Origin of the sequence: Sulfitobacter sp. D7 (assembly GCF_003611275.1) — a bacterium.
Classification (GTDB): domain Bacteria; phylum Pseudomonadota; class Alphaproteobacteria; order Rhodobacterales; family Rhodobacteraceae; genus Sulfitobacter; species Sulfitobacter profundi.
Genome location: NZ_CP020695.1, coordinates 161020 through 183650 on the forward strand (window position 1 = coordinate 161020; position 22631 = coordinate 183650).

20 protein-coding genes are annotated in these 22631 nt (G+C 61.1%); 8 read left to right on the plus strand and 12 right to left on the minus strand.

What is annotated here, in order from left to right; all coding sequences use genetic code 11:
- Positions 1-11 precede the first annotated feature (11 nt).
- On the minus strand, positions 12-1085 hold the full coding sequence (locus B5M07_RS17255) for a serine hydrolase domain-containing protein (protein WP_120352423.1): 1074 nt from the start codon (positions 1083-1085) through the stop codon (positions 12-14).
- A 91-nt stretch (positions 1086-1176) separates the two neighbouring features.
- Positions 1177-1656 (minus strand): Lrp/AsnC family transcriptional regulator, encoded by a 480-nt coding sequence (locus B5M07_RS17260; RefSeq protein ID WP_120352424.1) that lies wholly within the window; start codon positions 1654-1656, stop codon positions 1177-1179.
- A 96-nt stretch (positions 1657-1752) separates the two neighbouring features.
- On the opposite strand from B5M07_RS17260, the gene B5M07_RS17265 reads away from it, so the two are divergent.
- The 5 genes from B5M07_RS17265 to B5M07_RS17285 all read left to right on the plus strand — a co-directional run bounded on the left by B5M07_RS17265 (position 1753) and on the right by B5M07_RS17285 (position 8479).
- On the plus strand, positions 1753-2955 hold the full coding sequence (locus B5M07_RS17265) for a methionine gamma-lyase (RefSeq protein WP_120352425.1): 1203 nt from the start codon (positions 1753-1755) through the stop codon (positions 2953-2955).
- A 78-nt stretch (positions 2956-3033) separates the two neighbouring features.
- Positions 3034-5418, plus strand: coding sequence for a transketolase-like TK C-terminal-containing protein (locus B5M07_RS17270; protein ID WP_120352426.1), 2385 nt, complete (start codon positions 3034-3036; stop codon positions 5416-5418).
- A gap of 27 nt (positions 5419-5445) precedes the next feature.
- Positions 5446-6366 carry an isoaspartyl peptidase/L-asparaginase family protein gene (locus B5M07_RS17275; RefSeq protein ID WP_120352427.1) on the plus strand — a complete coding sequence of 307 codons (921 nt, stop codon included), beginning with the start codon at positions 5446-5448 and terminating at the stop codon, positions 6364-6366.
- A gap of 143 nt (positions 6367-6509) precedes the next feature.
- Entirely contained in the window at positions 6510-7088 is a 579-nt protein-coding gene (locus B5M07_RS17280; RefSeq protein WP_067622577.1) for a TRAP transporter small permease subunit, read from the plus strand.
- Positions 7088-8479 carry a TRAP transporter large permease gene (locus tag B5M07_RS17285; protein WP_120352428.1) on the plus strand — a complete coding sequence of 464 codons (1392 nt, stop codon included), beginning with the start codon at positions 7088-7090 and terminating at the stop codon, positions 8477-8479. The genes B5M07_RS17280 and B5M07_RS17285 overlap by 1 nt, the downstream gene beginning before the upstream one ends.
- Positions 8480-8725: 246 nt before the next feature.
- On the opposite strand, the gene B5M07_RS17290 is transcribed toward B5M07_RS17285, so the two are convergent.
- Positions 8726-9820 carry a TRAP transporter substrate-binding protein gene (locus B5M07_RS17290; RefSeq protein WP_120352429.1) on the minus strand — a complete coding sequence of 365 codons (1095 nt, stop codon included), beginning with the start codon at positions 9818-9820 and terminating at the stop codon, positions 8726-8728.
- 242 nt (positions 9821-10062) lie between these two features.
- Between B5M07_RS17290 and B5M07_RS17295 the strand changes: the two genes are divergently transcribed.
- Genes B5M07_RS17295 through dctP form a run of 3 tightly spaced genes read left to right on the plus strand, consistent with a single transcriptional unit; the run spans position 10063 to position 12985 of the window.
- Positions 10063-10563, plus strand: a complete 501-nt coding sequence (locus B5M07_RS17295) for a TRAP transporter small permease subunit (protein WP_067936149.1) — start codon at positions 10063-10065, stop codon at positions 10561-10563.
- The gene (locus B5M07_RS17300) at positions 10553-11875 is read left to right on the plus strand and encodes a TRAP transporter large permease (protein WP_205570937.1); all 1323 of its coding nucleotides are present in this window, start codon (positions 10553-10555) and stop codon (positions 11873-11875) included. Before B5M07_RS17295 ends, B5M07_RS17300 begins: the two co-directional genes overlap by 11 nt.
- Positions 11876-11896: 21 nt before the next feature.
- Positions 11897-12985, plus strand: coding sequence for a TRAP transporter substrate-binding protein DctP (dctP, locus tag B5M07_RS17305; protein ID WP_067941242.1), 1089 nt, complete (start codon positions 11897-11899; stop codon positions 12983-12985).
- 106 nt (positions 12986-13091) lie between these two features.
- On the opposite strand, the gene parA is transcribed toward dctP, so the two are convergent.
- The 9 genes from parA to B5M07_RS17350 form a co-directional block, all read right to left on the minus strand.
- Positions 13092-13730 carry a ParA family partition ATPase gene (gene parA / locus B5M07_RS17310; RefSeq protein ID WP_120352430.1) on the minus strand — a complete coding sequence of 213 codons (639 nt, stop codon included), beginning with the start codon at positions 13728-13730 and terminating at the stop codon, positions 13092-13094.
- Positions 13731-13823: 93 nt separating this feature from the next.
- Complete coding sequence (locus B5M07_RS17320) at positions 13824-14558, minus strand: amino acid ABC transporter ATP-binding protein (RefSeq protein ID WP_120352432.1); 735 nt, start codon at positions 14556-14558, stop codon at positions 13824-13826.
- The gene (locus tag B5M07_RS17325; RefSeq protein WP_120352433.1) at positions 14555-15229 is read right to left on the minus strand and encodes an amino acid ABC transporter permease; all 675 of its coding nucleotides are present in this window, start codon (positions 15227-15229) and stop codon (positions 14555-14557) included. The genes B5M07_RS17320 and B5M07_RS17325 overlap by 4 nt, the downstream gene beginning before the upstream one ends.
- Positions 15230-15232: 3 nt before the next feature.
- Positions 15233-15991 carry an amino acid ABC transporter substrate-binding protein gene (locus B5M07_RS17330; RefSeq protein ID WP_120352434.1) on the minus strand — a complete coding sequence of 253 codons (759 nt, stop codon included), beginning with the start codon at positions 15989-15991 and terminating at the stop codon, positions 15233-15235.
- Positions 15992-16235: 244 nt separating this feature from the next.
- Positions 16236-17591 (minus strand): sigma-54-dependent transcriptional regulator, encoded by a 1356-nt coding sequence (locus B5M07_RS17335; protein ID WP_120352435.1) that lies wholly within the window; start codon positions 17589-17591, stop codon positions 16236-16238.
- A gap of 17 nt (positions 17592-17608) precedes the next feature.
- Positions 17609-17734 (minus strand): hypothetical protein, encoded by a 126-nt coding sequence (locus B5M07_RS19685; RefSeq protein WP_259950196.1) that lies wholly within the window; start codon positions 17732-17734, stop codon positions 17609-17611.
- Positions 17735-17765: 31 nt separating this feature from the next.
- Positions 17766-18965 (minus strand): formate dehydrogenase subunit gamma, encoded by a 1200-nt coding sequence (locus B5M07_RS17340; protein ID WP_120352436.1) that lies wholly within the window; start codon positions 18963-18965, stop codon positions 17766-17768.
- A gap of 66 nt (positions 18966-19031) precedes the next feature.
- Complete coding sequence (gene fdh3B, locus B5M07_RS17345; protein WP_067266580.1) at positions 19032-19625, minus strand: formate dehydrogenase FDH3 subunit beta; 594 nt, start codon at positions 19623-19625, stop codon at positions 19032-19034.
- Between the two features lie 12 nt (positions 19626-19637).
- Positions 19638-22625, minus strand: a complete 2988-nt coding sequence (locus B5M07_RS17350; RefSeq protein ID WP_120352437.1) for a formate dehydrogenase subunit alpha — start codon at positions 22623-22625, stop codon at positions 19638-19640.
- Positions 22626-22631 lie beyond the last annotated feature (6 nt).

Below are 22631 nucleotides of genomic sequence, written 5' to 3' on the forward strand. Positions count from 1 at the left end.
CCTTTCGTATCTCAGTGGTCTGCCAGCGCAGCGAAAAGCTGGCGCAGAAAGTGCGGCGTGGCGGTTGGGGCGAGCCAGCGCATCACCGCCACGATGTCATGCTTCGGCGCGATCCAGATCGTGTGCCCACCCGCGCCCTGCGCGCTAAAGGCGGTTTCGGGCAGCTTGGGGTCAGCCTCCGCCCCGCGGTTCAGCCACCACAGGAAGCCGTATTTATCCAGTGTCGGCGTGGGCGTCAGCGCTTGCTGCATCCAACCTTCGGGCAAGATCTGCGCGCCGTTCCACTGGCCGTTTTGGCAGATGAACTGGCCGAAGCGCGCGTGATCGTCGGCGCCGATGAACAGCCCGCCGCCCCAATGGCCACCGCCGGTGACCGATTGAACGCGCCTGCCCGCCATCTCGATCCGAGAGGTCGAATAGCCCTCCCACCGCCAATCGTCTGAGGCGCCAATCGGGCCCATGATCCGCGCGCGCAGCACCTCTGGCAGCGGGCGGCCGAACCGCATCAGCAGCGCATAGGCCAGCGCGTTCACCCGCACGTCGTTGTATTCGTAATGGCTTCCCGGTGGGCGGACTTTGCGCAATTGTCCCTTGCGGCTGTTGTCTGCGCCCGGCCCGATCTGGCGGTAATGGTCGACCTGATCGTCTTTGCCGAAAATCTCGCCGCGCCATTCACTGTTCATCTGCAACATATGCCGCCAAGTGATGCGCCCGTTGTGGTCGCCCGCAAAATGCGGCCCCGGCACGCTGTCGCCCACGGGCGCGTCGAGGTCGGTGATCAGCCCATCCTTCACCGCCAGCCCCGCCAGCACCGACAGGTAGCTCTTGGCGATGGAAAAGGTCATGTCGGTCCGCGTCGTATCGCCCCAATCGGCGACCCGCTGCCCCCGGTGCAGGATCACCCCTGCCGGGCCGCCGCGCGGCTTTGCCGGGCCCACGATCTCGGTCCAAGGGCCGCTTTCGTTCCACTCGCGGTTGCCAACATAGGCCCCATCGGGGTGATACATCGAGCGGGGCCAGTCAGTCTCATGCGCCAGCGCGTGGTCGACGACGGCTTGCAGGGCGGGGGTGGCTGCGAATGTCATGCGGACTCCTCGGGGCTTGGGGCGAACCTTTCCCAAGGGGGGCGGAATTGTAAACCGGTTAAATGGTTTCGGCGTCCTCAATCGCGCCTGCTCAGCCCCCAATATCAGGATAGACCTGAGAGCGTTTGACCACCCCGTAGACAAAACTGGTGTCGATCGACCCGATGCCGCCGATGGGGTGCAGCCGGGCGCGCACGAAACGCTCGTAGTCTTCCAGATCGCCCACCACCACGCGCAGCAGGTAGTCTGACAATCCGCTCATCACGAAGCACTCCAGCACCTCCGGGATCGCGCGAATCTTATTTTCAAAACGTTTCACCGTGCCCTCGTCATGGCCATCGAGCGTTACCCGCACCATGACCGTAACCGGCAGGCCGTAGGCCTTGGCGTCGACCTCCACACTATAGCCACGGATCGCGCCGTTTTTCTCAAGCGCCCGCAGGCGGCGGAGACAGGGGGAAGGCGACAGGCCAACTTCCTCGGCCAGATCAAGGTTCGTCATCCGGCCATTGCGCTGTAGCGCGCGGATGATGCGGCGGTCAGTAGCGTCCAGTCGGGGTGTTTGGGGCATGATATGCCAAATCCTCTGCAATCTGCGCATACATTAGCAACCAAATGCCTCTTGCACCATCGGATCATGCCCTCAAAATCAATCAGGGGGCCAGCCATGACCGAGAACCAGAAATCCTTTTCCACCCGCGCCATCCACCACGGGTATGACGCGCAAAGCGAACAGGGCGCGCTGAACCCGCCGATCTACATGAGCTCGACCTTCACCTTCGAGACCGCCGAGGCCGGCGGCGACATGTTCGCGGGCGAGCGCGCGGGGCATTTCTATACCCGCATTTCCAATCCGACGCTGGACCATCTGGAAAAACGCATTGCCAACCTTGAGGGGGCCGAAGCGGGCCTCGCCACCGCCTCGGGCATGGGGGCGATCACCTCCACGCTCTGGACATTCCTGCAGGCGGGCGATGAGATCATCATCGACAAGACGCTTTATGGCTGCACCTTTGCATTTATGACCCACGGCCTGCCGCGCTTTGGCGTCAAGGTGACGCTGGTCGACATGACCGAGCCTGAAAACCTTTCCGAGGTGATCAGCGCTCAGACCAAGATCGTCTATTTCGAAACCCCCGCGAACCCGAACAACCGTCTGGTGGACATCGCCGCGATCTCGGCCATTGCGCATCGCGCCGGGGCCAAGGTGGTGGTCGACAACACCTATGCCACGCCGGTGATCACCCGTCCCATCGAACATGGCGCGGACATCGTGTTGCATTCGGCGACGAAATTCCTCTCCGGTCACGGTGATGTGGTCGCGGGTCTTGTCGTTGGCAGTGCCGAGGACATGACGCAGGTGCGGCTTGTCGGGCTCAAAGACATGACCGGTGCCGTGATGTCGCCGCTGACCGCCATGCTGCTCTTGCGCGGGATCAAAACGCTGGAACTGCGGATGGAGCGGCACTGCGCCACGGCCGCCAAGGTGGCCGAGGCGCTCGAAGCGCATCCGGCGGTGCTGCATGTCGCCTATCCGGGGCTGGAGAGCTTTCCGCAGGCCGAACTGGCGCGGGGGCAGATGGGCAATTTCGGCGGCATGATCCCCTTTGAGGTCAAGGGCGGCAAACCGGGCGGCATCGCCTTTATGAACCGTCTGCACCTCATTCAGCGCGCGGTGAGCCTTGGCGATGCGGAAAGCCTGATCCAGCATCCGGCGAGCATGACCCATTCCACCTATTCCCCCGAGGAACGCGCCGAGCATGGCATCGCCGAAGGGCTGGTGCGGCTCTCGGTTGGGCTGGAATCTGCGGAAGACATCATTGATGACCTTTACGCCGCGCTTGGCGCGCATAACATGCAAGCGGCCTGATCCGGCAAAGACCGGACCAGTCGCGGGCGGTGTCGAGGAGGGCACCGCCCGAGGGATCCTCAAGATGAAAGACCTGCCATGACCGCTCTCGCCCCTGCCCAGCTCAAAACCATCGAACAACGTCTGCTGTGGCTGTCGCATTGGATGATCCACAACGCCAACCACATCCGGCCCAAGGTGGACGGGATCAAGGTGGGCGGGCATCAGGCGTCTTCGGCCTCCATGGTGTCGATCATGACGGCGCTTTATTTCAGCGCCCTGCGGCCCGAGGACCGGGTGGCGGTCAAACCCCATGCCTCCCCGATCTTCCACGCGATGCAATATCTGATGGGCAATCAGACCCGCGAGAAGATGGAAAACTTCCGCGGGTTTCAGGGCGTGCAGAGCTACCCCAGCCGGACCAAGGACATCGACGATGTAGACTTCTCCACCGGATCGGTGGGTCTTGGCGTGGCAGTGACTTCCTTCGCCTCATTGGTGCAGGACTACATCACCGCGAAGGTTTGGGGCGCGGATGTCGATCTGGGCCGCATGGTGGCGCTGGTGGGCGATGCGGAACTCGACGAGGGCAATATTTATGAGGCCCTGCAAGAGGGTTGGAAGAACGATCTGCGCAACACATGGTGGATCATCGACTACAACCGCCAATCGCTCGACGGGGTGGTGCGTGAAGGGCTGTTCAAACGGATCGAGCAGATTTTCGACGCCTTCGGCTGGGATGTGGTCAAGGTGAAATACGGTGCCCTGCAACGCGCCGCCTTTGACGAGCCGGGCGGCGACAAACTGCGCGACTGGATCGACAATTGCCCCAACCAACTTTACTCGGCGCTGACCTATCAGGGCGGCGCGGTCTGGCGCGAGCGGCTGATGGAGGCGCTTGGCGATCAGGGCGATGTCACAGCACTGATCGACGCGCGCAGCGATGACGAACTGGCCGAACTGATGGAGAACCTCGGCGGCAACTGCGTTGAGACCATGGCCGAGACCTTTGCCGCCATCGACCACGACCGCCCGGTCTGTTTTCTGGCCTACACGATCAAGGGCTGGGGCACGCCGATCGCGGGGCACAAGGACAACCACGGCGGGCTGATGACCAAAAGTCAGATGGCCGATTGGCAGAAACACATGGGAGTGAATGAGGGCGCGGAATGGGAGAAATTCGCCACCGTCGACGACCCCGATGCCCTGCAAGCTGCGCTCGACCGCGTGCCGTTTTTTGCCAAGGGCCGCCGCCGCTACGGTGACGCGACCCTGCCGGTGCCGCAGATCGAACTTTCCAGCGACCGCGAGATTTCCACGCAAATGGCCTTTGGCAAGATCCTCGACGATCTGTCGAAAGGCGACAGCGATCTGGCCGCGCGTATCGTCACCATGTCCCCCGACGTGACCGGCACCACGAACCTCGGCCCGTGGGTGAACCGGCGCAAGCTGTTCGCGCGCAGCGAACAGGCCGACACCTTCATCAACGAGAAAATCCCCTCCACCGCGAAATGGGAGTTCACCCCCGAGGGCCAGCATATCGAGCTAGGCATCGCCGAGATGAACCTCTTTCTGCTCTTGGGTGCGGCGGGTCTGTCGCATTCGCTCTTTGGCAAGCGGGTCATTCCCATCGGCACGGTCTACGACCCCTTCGTCGCCCGCGGCTTGGATGCGTTGAACTATGCCTGCTATCAAGATGCGCGCTTTATGATTGTCGGCACGCCGTCGGGCGTGACGCTCGCCCCCGAAGGCGGCGCGCATCAGTCGATCGGCACACCGCTGATTGGGATGAGCCAAGACGGGCTGGCGAGCTTCGAGCCTGCCTTTGCCGATGAGTTGGCCGTCATCATGCAGTGGGCTTTCGATTATCTGCAAAAGGACGGCGAGGGCGACCCGGACGAACGCACGTGGCTGCGCGATGAGACCGGCGGCTCGGTCTATCTCCGGCTCACCACCAATCCCATCGAACAGCCCGGCAAGCGCGTGGACGAGGACTTCCGCCAAGGCGCCATCGACGGGGCCTATTGGCTGCGCAAACCGGGGCCGAACTGCGACGTGGTGATCGCCTATCAAGGCGCGGTGGCGCCCGAAGCGATCAAAGCGGCGGGCAACATCGCCGAAGGCCGCCGCGATGTCGGCGTACTGGCGGTGACCTCTGCTGACCGTCTGAACGCGGGCTGGACCGCCGCGCAACGCGCCCGCGCGCGGGGCAATGCGGCGGCGGAAAGCCATATCGAGACGCTGCTGGGGCAGCTCCCGCGCAACTGCAAACTGGTCACGGTGATCGACGGGCATCCGGCGACGCTTTCGTGGCTGGGCTCGGTCGTTGGGCACCAGACCGTGCCGCTTGGGGTTGAGCACTTCGGCCAGACCGGCACCATTGCCGACCTTTATCGCCACTTCGGGATCGACGCGCGGTCAATCGTGGAAAAGGTGCAGGGGCTGACCCCGGGCCGCCAGATGCTTCACCGGGTTGCGGGCTAGACGCCCCCCCGGATCGAAAGGACCGACATGACCTATTCCCTTGCCATCCACGGCGGTGCCGGAACCATCCTCAAGGAAAATATCACCCCCGAGCAAGAGGCCGCCTATCACGACGCCCTCGCCCGCGCGCTAGAAGCGGGCGAAGCCATCCTGCGCGAAGGGGGCAGCGCGATGGACGCGGTCGAAGCGGCGGTCTGCGCGCTGGAGGATGAGCCCCTGTTCAACGCAGGGCGCGGCGCGGTCTATACCTCGGAAGGCGCGCAGGAGATGGACGCCGCCGTGATGGACGGGCGCGACCGCAGGGCGGGATCGGTCGCCGGTGTCTTTGGCCCGAAGAACCCGGTGAAACTGGCCCGCGCGGTGATGGAGCGGACCGAGCATGTCACGCTCATTGGCCCCAACGCGCTCGAGATCGCGCGGCAAGCGGGGCTTGAATTCGGCGACCGCAACTACTTTTTCACCCAGTCCCGCTGGGACGCGCTGCAAGAGACGCTTGCGATGCGGGCGCGCGGCGAAGTCTCGGACGATCCGGCGCGGCGGCATGGCACCGTGGGGGCCGTGGCGCGCGATGTTGCAGGAAATATAGCCGCCGCCACCTCAACAGGGGGCATGACCGCCAAGGCCCCGGGCCGCGTGGGCGACACGCCGATGATCGGCGCGGGCACCTTCGCCGATAACGCGACCTGCGCGGTCTCGGCCACCGGACATGGAGAGGTCTTTATCCGCTGGAACGCGGCGGGCGAAATCGCCGCACGCATGCGACACGCGGGCGAAGACCTTGCCACCGCCGCCGATCATGTGGTGATGCAGGATCTGGCCCCCAACGACGGGTCGGGCGGGGTCATCGCCGTGGACGGTGCGGGCAATATCGCCATACCGTTCAATTCCCAAGGGATGTACCGCGGCTCGGTGCGGCAAGGCAGCGCCCCCGAAACCAACATCTACTGAGCGGCCCCGCCCTTCGGTTGCCCTCCTGCCACTGCGGGCGGGACAAATGCGGCCCGTTGAGGGCCACCCGCCATCTAAATCTTGACATTTAGCCCCCTCCCTTTGATTGACGGTCAAACGAACTTGACGGGAGAGGGGACAAGGTGCGTTTTTTAGCAGCAATTGCCAGAGTTATCTGCGCGGTGAACTTATTCATCGGCAATCTCTTCTCATGGCTCGCACTCGGCATCGTGTTGGTCTGTTTCACCGTGGTCGTGCAGCGCTATCTTTTCGCGATCAGCTTCGTTTGGATGCAAGATCTCTATATTTGGCTAAACGGCGCGATGTTCACCGCCGTTGCGGGCTTTGCCCTGCTGCGCGACGACCATGTGCGGGTCGATATCTTTTACCGCCCCGCCACGATGGCACGCCGCGCGCTGATCGACCTGATCGGCGTGGTCGTTTTTTTGCTGCCCTTCTGCTGGATCGTTTACACCTATTCGATGCCCTTCGTGACACGCGCATGGGGTTATCAAGAAGGGTCCGCCAATGTGGGCGGCATGCCGGGGCTTTATATTCTCAAGGCCTTCATCATCGGCTTTGCATTTCTACTCGCAATTCAAGGGATTGCATGGATCATCCGCTCCATCCTCGTGCTCAGCGGCAATGCTGAGCTGGTGCCCAAATCCATGCAATACAGCCGGGACCAAATCCCCGCAGACCACCCGCAGGGAGCCGTTTGATGGATCCGATTTTGATCGGCGAAATGCTCGCCGCGCTTATGTTCTTTGGCGTGATCGGCTTTTTGCTATTGGGCTTCCCGGTCGCCTTCACGCTTGCTGGTGTGTCGTTGCTCTTTGGATTGGTCGGCATCGGCTTTGGCGTCTTCGACCCATCGAACTTCGGCTCTCTGCCGAACCGTTACATCGGCTTCATGACCAACGAAGTCTTGGTCGCCGTGCCGCTATTTATCTTCATGGGGGTGATGCTGGAGCGCAGTCAGATCGCCGAGCAACTGCTGATGACCATGGGCAAACTCTTTGGCAATATGCGCGGCGGGCTTGGCTTTTCGGTCGTGATCGTGGGTGCGATGCTGGCCGCCTCAACCGGTGTGGTTGGCGCGACGGTTGTGACCATGGGGCTGATCTCTCTGCCTGCCATGTTGCGGGCAGGCTATGATCCAAAGCTTGCCACCGGCGTCATCTGCGCGAGCGGGACACTGGGCCAGATCATTCCACCGTCGACCGTTTTGATCTTCATGGGCGACATGCTCGCGGGTATCAACTCGCAAGTGCAGATGGCCAAGGGGAACTTTGCGCCATCGCCCGTGTCGGTCGGCGACCTTTTCGCCGGGGCGCTTTTGCCGGGCATCCTACTGGTGTCGCTTTACATGGGCTATGTCCTGTTCAAGGCCGTGACTGCGCCTGCCTCCTGCCCTGCGACACCCGTTCCTGCGGATGAAAAAGGCCAGCTTCTGCGGGACTTCTTTGTGGCGCTGGTGCCGCCGCTCTTGCTGATCCTTGCCGTTCTCGGTTCGATCCTCGGCGGTATTGCGACACCGACCGAGGCGGCTTCGGTCGGGGCCGTGGGCGCGATGGTCTTGGCAGCGTTGCGCTGGCGCCTGTCCTTCCGCATTCTGCGGGAGACGATGATCGCCACGGCCACGATCACCAGTATGGTCTTTATCATTCTGCTGGGCGCCTCGGTCTTTTCCATCGTGTTCCGCATGATGGGCGGCGACAATCTGGTGCATGAGTTCCTGAGCAACCTGCCCGGCGGCCCCTTGGCGGCGGTGGCGGTGGTGATGATCATCATGTTCTTCCTCGGGTTCATCCTTGATACCTTTGAGATCATCTTCATCGTGATCCCGATCACCGCGCCCGTGCTTTTGATGCTGGATGTTGATCCGATCTGGCTGGGTGTTTTGGTTGGGGTGAACCTGCAAACCTCCTTCCTCACGCCGCCCTTTGGCTTTGCGCTGTTCTATCTGCGGGGTGTGGCCCCGGCAGACCTGCCGACCAGTGCGATCTACAAGGGCATCCTGCCGTTTGTGCTGTTGCAGGTGGTGGCGATTGCGATCCTGTTTGCCTTCCCGCAGATCGTGACGTGGTTGCCGAAGTTGATCGCCGGGTAAGACGGCGTTTTTCTAGAGCAAAGGCCCGGTGGAAACGCCGGGCCTTTCGCGTTTGTACGCGAAGGGCATCGCCCTCTCTTGGGGGCGATCTGGACGTGGGAAAGTAGCTGATGCCGTGCATTATCGCAAACCAATCCGGCTGGTGAAAGGTCGCAAAATCGCCCTCCGGGGGGAGGGAGGGCGATGCCCTCAAATAAAAAGGCCCGGCGTTTCCACCGGGCCTTTCCACATTCCTGAACGCGAAGCTTAGTACTTCAAGAACTTCTGACGCGCCTGAACGTAGGGGCTGTCGATGTTCTCGGTCCGGGTGCGGACGAGGTTCAGCGCTTCGACAAAGCTGTCGGCGGTCTTCTTGACCAGCGGATCGTCGCTGTTGCGCAGTTCTTCGACCACTTCAACCGAGGCTTTGGCACCGGCTTCCATGATGTCGTCTGGGAAGTTGCGAACGGTCACGCCGTGCTCTTCGACCAGCGTCTTCAGAGCGCGCGGGTCGTTGGCATAGAAGTCAGCGGCGACCTGATCGTATTCCGCCTGGCTCACGTCACGGATGATCGCCTGAAGATTCTCGGGAAGTTCCTGATACTTCTTCTTGTCGACGACAAGCTCTGTCGCCAGACCCGATTCCACGAAGGACGGCATGTAGTAGTTCTTAGCAACCTGATGGAAGCCGAGCGCCAGATCGTTGTAGGGGCCAACGAATTCCGCGGCATCGAGTGTGCCCGACTGCAGCGCCTGGAAAATCTCGCCCGCGGCCATGTTGGTCACGGTTGCGCCAAGCTTCTCCCACACGCGGCCACCAAGGCCCGGCGTCCGGAAACGCACGCCTTTGACATCATCGAGGCTTTTCAGCTCATCGCGGAACCAACCACCCGTCTGGGTGCCGGTGTTGCCGGACAGGAAGCCCTGAACGCCGAACTGGTCATAGATCTCGTCCCAGATTTCCTGACCGCCCATGTAACGCATCCAAGCTGTCAGCTCGGGCGTGGTCATGCCGTAAGGCACGCCGGTGAAGAAGGACAGCGCGGGGGATTTGTTTTGCCAGTAGTAGGCGGCGCCGTGGCTCATCTCGGCGGTGCCGTCGATCACGGCGTCGAGCGATTGCAGCGGCGGCACCATCTCTCCGGCCGAGAAGACCTGAATGGTCAGCTCGCCACCCGAGGCCGCGGTGATCCGGTCGGCCAGACGCTGCGCGCCGACACCCAGACCGGGGAAGTTTTTGGGCCAAGTGGTGACCATGCGCCACGTGATGTTTCCCTGCGCAATAGCGGGCGCTGCAAGTGTCGTGGCGGCGGCACCTGCCCCCATCACACCAGCTTTGCGGATAAATGAACGACGATCCATGTTTTTCCTCCCAAACGGATATTTGCTAAGCCTCCCCCGACGTCGATGCGGAGGGCTCTGCGCAGCAGATAATCGTCGCTTTTCGAAAATGTCCATGGCTTAGGCAAATTGAAACCTCTCCTTCTGGACAAACTCTCCCCACGCCGCATACGTAGTGCTACTTAAAGCAGCATTATTATTGGTCTTTTGCCTTGTTTTTGGCAGAAAGGCCAATAATGTGCGAGCTGCCAGGGAGGGCTCAGATCTTGATAAAATTCATCGACCAGATGAACGAATTCGTCGGGCGTATCGTGTCGGTCGTCGCCGTCATTTTCGCCGCAATCATCATCTATGACGTTTTCATGCGCTATGCGCTGAATGACCCGACCCGCTGGGCTTTTGACGTTACGAAACAGTTATATGGCTTTTATTTCGTGATGCTGGGCGGCTATGCGCTGCGTCATCAAGCCCATGTGCGGGTCGATCTGATCACCGAGACCCTTGCCCCCACCCTGCGACGCTGGGTCGAAGCGGCGGGCTATGTGATCTTTTTCTTCCCCTTCGCGTGGATCTTCACCACCCGCTCTTATGAATTCGCCATGCGCTCTTATGCTCAGGGCGAGACGACCTATGGCTCGGTGCAGCTGCCGGTCTATCCGCTGAAAATGGCCATGGCGCTCGCCGCTGGTTTGCTGTTGCTGCAAGGTGTGGCGGAATTTTTGAAACTCGTACTTAACCGTCAGGAACTGCCCCGTGACGCCTGAACTCATTGCACTCACCATGTTTGGCCTGCTGTTGCTGGGCCTTTTCATGGGCCACCCGCTGGCCTTCGTTCTGGGCGGCACCGCCGTTTTGGGCGCTGTCATCGCTGGCAAGCCCATGGTGCTGGGCATCGTCATCAACCGGATTTTCGGCGATGTGCTCGACAACTTCACGCTGATCGCGATTCCGCTGTTCATCTTGATGGCGCGGTTCCTGTCCGATTCGGGCGTGACGGATAAGATGTTCGAATCGCTTCGGCTTTTGATGTCGAACATCCGCGGCGGTCTGGCGCTGGCGGTGGTCTTCATCTCGATCCTACTGGCCGCCACCACCGGCATCATCGGTGCGTCGATCACCGTGATGGGCGTGATGGCCCTGCGCCCGATGCTGCAATATGGCTACAGCCCGACACTGACCACCGGCGTCATCGCGGCCTCCGGCTGTCTGGGCATTCTGATCCCGCCGTCGATCATGTTGATCCTTATGGCCTCCTATTCGCCCCTGTCGGTGGGCGAGCTTTTCGCCGGTGCGATGGTGCCGGGCGTGGTGCTGGGGCTGCTCTATGCGGTGTGGGTCTTTATCGTGGCCGTGGTGCGGCCGGACATGGCCCCGGCGGTTGAGCCGGATGAGAAGATCTCTAAACCCGCGCTTGTGCGTATGCTGCTGATCGAAGCCGTGCCGCCGCTGGTGCTGATCCTTGGCATCCTCGGCTCGCTTCTGGCGGGCATCGCCACGGCGACCGAAGCCTCGGCCATTGGCGCGGCGCTGGCGCTGGTCATCGTGATCATGCGGCGCAAGTTCACTTGGGCCAGCTTTTACGGCGCGATGCTGGAAACGGGCCGCACCTCGGCGATGATCTTGTTTATCGTTGTGGGCGCCACCGCTTTCACCGGCGTGTTCAACATCACCGGGGGTCTGCGCGCCACGCAAGAGATCATCCGCAACCTCGATATGGCCCCTTGGATGCTGATCGCGATGATGATGTTCATCGTCTTCATCCTCGGCGCATTCCTTGATTGGACCGGCATTGTGCTGCTGTCTTTCCCGATCTTCCTGCCCATCGTGCAGGAGATGGACGTGAGCCTGTTGTGGTTCGTCGTCCTGATGTCGGTGGTTTTGCAGACGTCCTTCCTCACCCCGCCCTTTGGATATGCGCTATTCTACCTGCGCGCCATTGCGCCGCGCGAGGTCAAGACGTCGCATATCATCGTCGGTGTGCTGCCGTTCATCGGGTTGATCCTGATGATGTGCGTGGCCATTGCCCTGTTCCCGCAGCTTGTCACTTGGCTGCCGGAAACGCTCTATACAAAATAAATCAACGGAGGAGAGAATATTATGAAATTGAAATCAACACTTGCCGGTCTGGCACTCTGCGCTGGCTTTGGCACGCAGGCCGCGGCCCAAGACAACTGGACCATGACCACCACATGGCCCACTTCGCTGGAACTGATCGAGATCGACAAACACTTCGTTGATCTGGCCAACAAGCTGACCGGCGAAGACCTGACCATTGAATTCTTCGAAGGCGGCTCGCTCGTGCCCGCGGGCGAAGTCTTTGGCGCCGTTGAATCGAACACCGTGCAGGCTGGCGCCGACTGGCCCGGTTACTGGGCTGGCCGCAACTCTGCCTTCTCGCCGCTGGCGACCACGGCGAGCCTGTTCAACGCGGTTGATTACGTCAACTGGATCGAACAATGGGGCGGCAAAGAACTCTATAACGAGATCTACGGCAAGTTCGGCATGGTCTATCTGCCCTACGGCGTGACCAACAACGAATCCGGTTTCCGCACCAACGAGCAGATCGTTACGCTGGAAGACCTCAAGGGCAAGCGTCTGCGTCTGTCGGGTCTGGAGCAGGGCCGTCTGTTGGAAAAACTGGGCGGGTCTCAGGTCTCCATGGCCGGTGGCGAAATCTATCAGTCGCTTGAGCGCGGCGTGATCGATGGCGCGGAATTCTCGACCCCCAACGTCGACTTCTCGGGCGGTTTCCAGCAGGTCACCAAATACTGGGCGACACCGGGCTGGCACCAATCGGCGTCGATCTTCGGCGTGATGATCAACAAAGGCGCGTGGGACGCGCTGTCGGACGAAACCCGCGAAGCACTTGAAATCGCGGCACAGGCCAACCTCGTCTGGTCGCTCTCCTTCACCGAAAAGCGCGCGACCGAAGCCTATCAGCAGTTCCTCGACGCGGGCATCGAGATCAACCGCTACGACGATGAGACGCTGGCGACCGTTCAGGAAATGGCCAACGAAACCATCGAAGAAACCGCCTGTGAGAACCCCGATTCCGCAAAGGTTTACCTCAGCCAGTTGGAGTATCTGAACGACTACGCCAAATGGCGTGACGCCTCGGCGCCGTTCAACTTGGGCCGCACGCCCAACGGTCCGGACATCGAAAAAATCCGCGCCTGCGCGGAGTGATTTGAACCTATCGGTTCCAACGGAAAGGCCCGCCAAATGGCGGGCCTTTCTACGTTTTCAGGGGCATGGTCCGTACCCCAGCAAAATTAGCCCCGCTCTGCCGGGACTACAGCTCAAGAATACCTGCGACCTCTTGTGCCAGCGCGCGAACTTCATCTGCGGCGGGGCCGGACTTTTTCGCCTCAACCACACCCAGACCCCGGCCAAGGGCATCGGCGTAGATCACTCTGTTGGCCAGCGACGCTTCAAGCCGCTCGGCCCCAAGCTCGGACACCGATTTGGCCACGTCATCGCCGACCCGCGTGCCGGCGCGGGTGCGGTTCATCACGATATGCGTCGGTTTCTGCGCCCGCTCGGCCAAATCCAATACGTCATGGGTTGCCCAGACATCGGCCTGACTGGCCGATACCGGCACCAGCACCAGATCCGAGTCGCGCAGGACCCAACGCACATCGCTATCCGCCTTTGGGGGCGTATCGATGAGAATGACATCAGCCTCGTTGCCGACCGTCCGGATGGCGCGGGATATCCCATAGGGGGTCGCCGTGGCGAACTTCAGTTTTGGATCAAGCCCAAGCATCTCTTCGCGAATGTCGAGCCACTTGCCAAGGCTGCCTTGAGGGTCCGTATCCAACAGGCCCACGCTTTTGCCCGCTGCCAAATAGGCAATCGCCAAGTTCGAAACGAGGGTGGTCTTGCCTGCCCCACCCTTTTGTTGGGCTACACAGATAATCCGGGCGCTCATTTGCCAAGCCTTCAATAGGTTCTCTGCACCGCAGCATAACGGGCCAAGCCGGTAAAAGCGACAAATACCTCGCGACAGGCGCGCGGCACCCGCCTAGCCCTCGACACGCTTGAGAAACTTTTGCAATCGCGCATCCTTGGGCGCGCTGAAAATCTCAGATGGCGGGCCGCTCTCAACAATCTTGCCGCCGTCCATAAAGATCACCCGATCCGCGATCTCGCGGGCGAACTGCATCTCATGGGTCACGATCAGCATGGTTTGCTTGCGCTCTGCCACCGCGCGCATCAGGTCCAGCACCTCACCGACCCATTCAGGATCAAGCGCGGATGTCGGCTCATCGAACAGCATCAACTCGGCCCCAAGCGCCATCGCCCGGCCGATGCCGACACGTTGCTGCTGCCCGCCGGACAGCGCCGCGGGGAAACTGTCGGCCTTGTCGGCCAATCCGGTCTCGCCCAAGACCGAAAGCGCGCGCTGCTCGGCCTCATCCTTGGGGCCCTTTTGCACGGTGACAAGCGCCTCCATGATGTTCTCTTTCGCCGTCTTGTTGGCGAACAAGGCGTAGTTCTGAAACACCATCGCAGTCCGACGGCGCAGCGCCAGAATGTCGGCCTTGCGCGCCTTCGCGGCGTCAACCGTCACATCGCCGATGCGAATGGTCCCCGCCTGCGGCACGTCGAGGAAGTTGAGACAGCGCAGCAGGGTCGATTTGCCCGTGCCGGAGGGGCCGATGACAACCACGCGCTCGCCTTCAGCGATCTGCAAATTAATGCCATTGAGGACCGGCGCGCCGCCGAAATGTTTGGTCAGGCCAGTGATATCGATCATCGGACGAACGCCTTGTTTAGATAGGTTTCAAGCCGCTTTTGCATCTGGCTAAGCGCTTCGACAATGACCCAATAGATCATCGCCACAACGAGATAGGCCTCGAAGTAGAGAAAGCTGCCCGCCGCCTCTTTCTGGGCTGCGCCCATCATTTCGGTCACGCCAAGAGTAAATGCCAGCGAGGTGCCTTTGATCATGTCGATGAAATAGTTGACCAATGTGGGCGCGGCGATCCGGGCGGCCTGTGGCAGGATGATGCGCCACATCATCTGGCCTTGGGTCATGCCGATGGATTGCGCGGCCTCCCATTGGCTGCGGTCGACCCCCATGATCGCGGCGCGGATGCTCTCGGCCATATAGGCCGAGAAATGCAAGGTCAGGCCCATGATGGCGGCGGTCACGCCGTTGATATCCGACAGGAATGACAGCACCTGCGGCAGGCCAAAGTAGAACAGAAACAACTGCACCAGCAGCGGCGTGCCGCGGAAAAAGCTGATGAAGACGATCACGAACCAGTCGAGAACAGGCACTTTGGCCACCCGTTCGACAGCCAAAAGCGAGGCGAGGATGAGTGCACAGACCATCCCCGCCACCGCCATGAACAAAGTTAACGGTACATAGCCCAATATGACGGGCACCAGCCCCAGCATGTAGTCAAGGTCTAGCGCCCGCATGGGTTACTCCGCTTTGGTGATGTCAGTGCCGAACCATTTGTCCGAGATTTCGGTCAGTGTACCGTCTTCGCGCAGGGACTCCAGTGCGGTGTCGACACGGTCCCGCAGGGCGCGGCCTTCGTCATTGTCTTGGAACGGCAGCGCGTTGCGGATTTCGGAGAACGGCTTGCCTGCCAGTTGCAGCGGCAGGGGGCTTTCCTGAATCAGCTGGGCAGAGGAAACCCGGTCCATCACGAATGCATCCACCCGGCCAAGCGCGGTGTCTTGGGCGATGTTGGACTCATAGGTCTTGATCTCGATCTCATCTGCAAAGTCGAGTTCGTTCAAAAGCTGCTCGAAGTTCGAGCCGAGGTTGACCGCAACGGTTTTACCGCGCAGGTCTTCGACGCCACCGATCTCTTCGTTGCCCTCTTTGGTCACGACCTGCGCGCCATCAAATACGTAAGGCGCGGTAAAGGCGAACTTTTCCTCACGCTCTGGCGTGATGGTGATCTGGTTGGCGATCGTGTCGATGCGGCCTGCGTCCAGCGCGCCGATCAGGCCGGAAAAGGCCATGGTTTCGAATTCAACCTCAAAGCCCGCCTCTTCGCCGACAGCATTCATCACGTCGACTTCGAAACCCTGAAGCACGTCCTGCTTAACGAAGGTGAAGGGGAAATAGCCGCCCGACATGCCCACGCGGAGCGTTTCATTGTCTTGGGCGAAGGCTGCGGTGCCAGAAACCGCGGCGAGCACGGTGGCGGTAACGATCTGTTTCAGCATTGAATTTACTCCTGTAACGCTTGAGCATCAGATGTCACCGGGCGCCGCCCGCTTCAACACCATTGCTGAAACAGGAACGTTTGACGGGCGGGATGGGTTAAGATGGAATGGGAGCTTTGGCCATCGGGTATGCGCGGGTCGAATTTCCTACTGTGGCCCCAGAGGCAGAACAGAATTCCCAAAAGGCAGGATTGATTCCTCAGCTGCGGGACGGATATGCGCAATTTACATAGCTTTGCGCCCCTCAAAGCGCGTCGATATCCAGCCCCTCAGCGGCCCAAGCGGCAAGCTTGCGGTCGACAGTTTTGCGAGAGACACCCAAACGCCGCGCGGCCTCGGCCCGGTTGCCGCCCGAAAGATCAAGAATGTGCAGCATGTGGCGCTGTGTGACCAGTTCAAGATCCTCGATTGCCCTTGGCCCATCGACGGTGCCATGGCCCGCAAAGGCTTCGGGCAGGCTGCCGAGGATGACCGAGCGTTCGATCAAATTTCGCAATTCTCGTACATTGCCCGGCCAATCGTAGCGCCGCAGTTTCAGCAATGTCTCGGCATCCAACCGCAGCGCGGGCATGCCAAGCGCGGTCGAGAATTGCTGCATGAACATCGCCGCCAGTTCGACGATATCATCCGAGCGGTCCTTGAGCGGCGGCATTGCGACTTCGACAACATTCATCCGGTGATAAAGGTCTGCGCGGAAACGCCCCTCCTCCACCGCTTTGGGCAAATCGGCATTTGTGGCGAAAAGGAACCGCAGGCTCAGCGGAATTTCCCGCTCGGCCCCTTCGGGCCGGATGCGTTGATCTTCCAGTACTCGCAACAAAGCCGCCTGCAACTGCTCCGGCATCTGCGCCACTTCATCAAGGAACAGCGTGCCGCCATCGGCCAAAAGGAACAGCCCCGGCTGTAGGGTTTCGTTCCCCTCCACCGCACCGAAGAGTTCAGGCACGATCCGATCCGGCGTAATGGCGGCGCAGTTGACCGCAACGAAAGGATGGTCGGCGCGGTCAGACATCTGGTGCAGTTGCCGCGCGGCCAACTCCTTGCCGGTGCCGCTGGCCCCAGTGAAAAGCACCGGCGTCGGGACCGGGGCAAGCCGGTTCAGCATCCCGCGCACCTTCGACAGGGCCTCGGACTTGCCAAGCATCTGCACCGCTGCCCCGCCCTGCAATTCACGCCGCAACAGCGTGTTGTCGCGGCGCAGGTTCTTGCGGTCGAGCGTGCGGGAAACGGCGCCGAGGATTTGGTTCGCCCGGAAGGGTTTCAGCACGAAATCACTGACGCCCGCGCGCAGCGCGGCGATGGCGGTTTCCAGATCGGCATAGGCGGTGATCAGAACCGTGTCGGCGTAAAACCCTTTGCGGCGCTGCTCGACCACCCATTCCAGCCCGGTTTTGCCGGGCATGACATTGTCCAGAACGACCACATCGAAATGCGCCTCGTCCAAGAGTTTGGTGGCCTCTGCAGGCGACGCGGCCTGTGCAACGCGCTTGACACGCGGCTCCAAAATCTTGGTCAGGAAATGGCGCATTCCCGGTTCGTCGTCGATCACAAGGATCGACGCGCCCTCGAGCGTGCCGCCGTATTCATCGCCTGCCGCCATGATATGCCTCTTCGGTGTCAGTCCAACCGGACGTTTTCACCTGAATAGACCTCAGCCGAGGAAAAGCCTATCTCATGCAGTCCGAAATAGGCCACAACGCCGATCACCGCGACGCCCAGAAACCCTGCCAGCATGGCTTTCATTGCGCGTATCCTTTTACCTGAACGCCGCTCATCATTCTGCGGGGGTCCGCTTGTCATCTTTGACCTCATCAAGCCAGAGCGAATGGTGCTGCTCGGCCCAACGTTCATCAACCTCGCCGTTGCCCATGGCGTCAAAGGCGCCTTCCATACCGAGTGTCCCGATATAGATGTGCCCCAAGATCACCGCCATCATCAGAAAGCCGATGATCGCGTGCCAAAGCTGGGCATATTGCATTTCCGCATGCGGCGTCAGATCGCCCTGAAGCGGGCCAAGGCCTGCGGCCTCGGCCATGCCGATGTCATTGATAAGGTTGAACGTATGCCCGAAAAGCTGGATCTCGAAGGGAAACAGCAGCGACAGCCCCGAGAGCGAGACCGAGAAGCCCAGCAGGATCACGGCCCAAAAGACGATCTTTTGCCCGAAGTTGAACTTTTTCGCGGGCGGGTGTTTGTCGCCGATGAAACCGCCGCCTTGCTTGATCCAAACCCAATCGGTCTTGTTCGGGATATTGTGCCAAATCCACATCACAAAGACCATGACGAGCGCAATCATAAAGGCCCATGACACGTTGTTGTGGATGAACTTGGACCCGGTCAGCAGCACCGAGTTAAACTCATGCCCCAAGAGCGGAATGACCACCTTGCGGCCAAAGAGCGTGGCCAATCCCGTCAGGGCAAGCAGGATGAAAGACCCGGCCAGCATCCAATGGGCAAACCGTTCGATCGCTTTGAAACGGGTTATGGTACGCCCGACCTTACCGCCTTCGATACGGATCCGCCCCCGCAGGAGATAGAACAGCAAGAGCACGGCCAGCGTCCCGGCAAGAAGCCAAGCGCCGTAGGTTGCCAGCGGCCCTTCGCGGAATTGCTGCCACCACATGCCGTTGTCTTGCACCAAGACGCGGCCCGTCTTGTTCATCGTGCTGACGCTCACGGGCAATTCGTTATAGCGGATGCCGCGCCACAGGTCCGGGTCCGAGCGCCCGCCAAGCGGGCCAAGGCCCGGCACCGTTGCAGCGTCGCCGCCCAGATTGTTGCGCCGGAACCCGTCGTCAATCTCGGCCCCGTTTTGGCGGCGTTCGATGTCGGCCAGGTTCTGCGCGCCGCCGGTGTTGGCGCGATCAATGGCCGAGGGGGTCGCGTTCTCGGGCAGGCGCACGTCCTGCGCCGTGGCGCTGACCGGCAGCGCGGCCAAGGCGAGAATGAAAAGAGCCATCAGGTGGCGCAGCATGGGAAATCCCCCGGCTAGACAGATATGGAGAAAAGGGGCGACCCGGTCAGGCCGCCCCGAAAGCCGTTACTGGCCTTTTTGCTCGTAAGCCGTGCCCCAGCCCCAAGCGCCGGAGCCAAAGCCGCGTGCGACAACACGCTCGCGGTAGATGTCGGAGACCATGTCCCCGTCACCGGCCAGAAGCGCCTTGGTCGAACACATCTCGGCGCAGATTGGCAGTTTGCCTTCCGCGATCCGGTTGCGGCCGTACTTCTGGAACTCCGCCTGAGAGTGGTTTTCCTCGGGGCCACCGGCGCAGAAGGTACATTTGTCCATCTTGCCGCGGCTGCCGAAGTTGCCAGCCTGCGGATACTGCGGCGCGCCGAAGGGGCAGGCGTAGAAGCAGTAACCGCAACCAATGCAGAGGTCCTTGGAGTGCAGGACGATGCCATCGTCGGTCTGGTAGAAACAATCCACCGGGCAGACCGCCATACAGGGCGCGTCCGAGCAGTGCATACAGGCGACCGAGATCGAGCGTTCGCCCGGTTGGCCGTCTTGAATGGTTACCACGCGGCGGCGGTTGATGCCCCAAGGGACTTCGTGTTCGTTCTTACAAGCCGTTACACATGCGTTGCATTCAATGCAGCGCTCGGCATCGCAGAGAAACTTTGCTCTTGCCATTCTCTTGTCTCCTTACGCTGGCATAATCTTGCAGAGAGTCGCTTTGGTCTCCTGCATTTGCGTCACTGAATCGTAGCCGTAGGTCTGAACCGTGTTGGTGCTTTCGCCCAGAACGATCGGATCGGCCCCATCGGGGTATTTGTCCCGCAGGCTGACACCTTCCATGTGCCCGCCGAAGTGGAAAGGCATGAAGGCCACGCCCTCGCCCACCCGTTCGGTGACCATGGCCATCACCTTGATCTTGCCGCCCTCGGGCCCTTCGACCCAGACATCGGACCCGTCGCGCACGCCGAGGTTGTTGGCGTCACGGGTGTTGATCTCGATGAACATGTTCTGTTGCAGCTCGGCAAGCCATGGGTTCGACCGGGTCTCGTCCCCGCCGCCCTCATATTCGACCAGACGGCCAGATGTGAGGATGAGCGGGAATTCCTGCGAGAAGTCGTTCTTTTGGATCGAGGCATAAAGCGTCGGCACCCGCCAGAAGGTCTTGTCTTCGTAGGTCGGATAATCCGCCACCAGATCGCGCCGGTTGGAATAGAGCGGCTCGCGGTGTTTTGGCACCGGGTCGGGGAAGGTCCAGACCACACAGCGGGCCTTGGCGTTGCCGAAGGGGGCGCAGCCATGTTCAATCGCGACCCGCTGGATGCCGCCCGAAAGGTCGGTCTTCCAGTTGATGCCACCGACTTGGGCCACGTAATCCGATTCCATCTCGCCTTGCTGCGAGGTTTCACCGACCTCTTCTTGGCCATCGTCCGCATTTTCAGGCTTCTCGTAACCTGCGACCGCTTCGATGATGGCGCGTTCCTCCGCTGTGAGATCGCCGTCCCAGCCCAAATCCGTCAGCATCTGCATCGTGAACTCAGGATAGCCGTCTTTGATCTCGGAGCCTTTGGAATAGACACCTTCAGCCAGCAGGTTTTCACCGTCACGTTCCACACCAAAACGGGCGCGGAAGGTCAGGCCGCCTTCGGCCACTGGCAGCGACAGATCGTAAAGGTTCGCCGTGCCGGGGTGGTTCATCTCGGGCGTGCCCCAGCAGGGCCATGGCATGCCGTAGTAATCGCCATCCGCCGGGCCGCCGTTGGCACGCAGAGTGGTTTTGTCGAAGGTGTGCTGGTTCTGCATGTGCATTTTCATCCGCTCGGGCGACTGCCCGGTATAGCCGATGGTCCACATGCCTTTGTTGAACTCGCGCGTCAGGTCTTCGATGAGCGGCTCTTCACCGTTCACTTCGATGTTGCGGAACATGCGATCATCAAAGCCGAACTTCTTGGCGAACTTATAGAGGATCGTGTGGTCCGGCAGGCTTTCAAACAGCGGCTCGACAACCTTTTCGCGCCACTGGAGCGAGCGGTTCGATGCGGTCACGGAACCGGAGGTTTCGAACTGCGTACAGGCCGGGAGCAGGTAGGTGTTGTCGGTCCGATCGTGCAGAACGGCAGAGACGGTTGGGTATGGGTCGACCACAACCAGCAGGTCGAGCTTTTCCATCGCCGTTTTCATCTCACCCTGACGGGTCTGCGAGTTCGGCGCGTGGCCCCAGAGCACCATGGCTTTGGTGTTGTCGGGCTGCTCAAGGTTCTCACGGTCCTCAAGCACACCATCGATCCAACGCGACACCGGGATGCCGGTGAGGTTGATCATCTTTTGCTCTTCGCCCGCGCCATCGGTCCACGAGGCGAAGCGGCTCTGGATCCATTCCAGATCCTCACCCCAGACCCGCGCCCAATGCGCCCAAGAGCCATCGGACAGACCGTAGTAGCCCGGCAGCGTATCGGCCAGAACGCCAAGGTCGGTCGCGCCCTGCACGTTGTCGTGGCCGCGGAAGATGTTGGTGCCGCCACCGGCGGTGCCCATGTTGCCCAGAGCCAGCTGCAAGATGCAGTAAGCGCGGGTGTTGTTGTTGCCGTTGGTGTGCTGCGTCCCACCCATGCACCAGATCACTGTGCCGGGGCGGTGGTTGGCCAGTGTCCGCGCGACGCGCTGAAGCTGTTCGCCGGGCACGCCGGTGACGCGCTCAACCTCATCGGGGGTCCAGTTGGCGACTTCCTGACGGATTTCATCCATGCCCCAGACGCGGGTGCGGATGAATTCCTCATCCTCCCAACCGTTCTCGAAGATATGGTAGAGGATACCCCAAACCAGCGCCACGTCCGAGCCGGGACGCATCCGCACATATTCGTCGGCATGGGCCGCGGTGCGGGTGAACCGCGGATCGCAGACGATCAGCGGCGCGTTGTTCTCTTCTTTGGCTTTCAGCACGTGCTGCAGCGACACCGGGTGCGCCTCGGCGGGGTTGCCGCCGATGATGAAGATCGCGCGCGACTTGTGGATGTCGTTGTAGCTGTTGGTCATGGCGCCGTAGCCCCATGTGTTCGCCACGCCCGCCACGGTGGTGGAGTGACAGATCCGCGCCTGGTGGTCGACGTTGTTGGTGCCCCAATAGGCGGCGAACTTGCGGAACAGATAGGCCTGTTCGTTGGAGTGTTTCGCCGAGCCGAGCCAGTAGACCGAATCCGGACCGGAAGAGTCACGGATCGACAGCATCTGATCGCCGATCTCGTTGATCGCCTGCTCCCAAGAAATCCGCTGCCATTCGCCACCGACCTTCTTCATCGGGTATTTCAGGCGGCGCTCACCATGGGCGTGTTCACGCACCGAGGCGCCCTTGGCGCAATGCGCACCGAGGTTGAAGGGGCTGTCCCAGCCGGGTTCTTGACCGAGCCAAACACCGTCCGACACTTCGGCGATGACGGTACAGCCGACCGAGCAATGGGTGCAGACGGATTTCTTGACTTCCATCTTTCCGCTGACGGCTGCGGTGGCGGCTGATGCCTGTTGCACGCTGCCCGCGGTGCCTGCGATTGCGGCAAGCCCGCCGATGGCAAGGCCCGAACCGCGCAGGAACGCGCGCCGGTCAATACCGCTGCGCGCCACATCGGACATGATGCCTGTCCGCTGCGCAGACCGCGCGACCCCATTGGTCTTTTTCCTCAACATATCTTC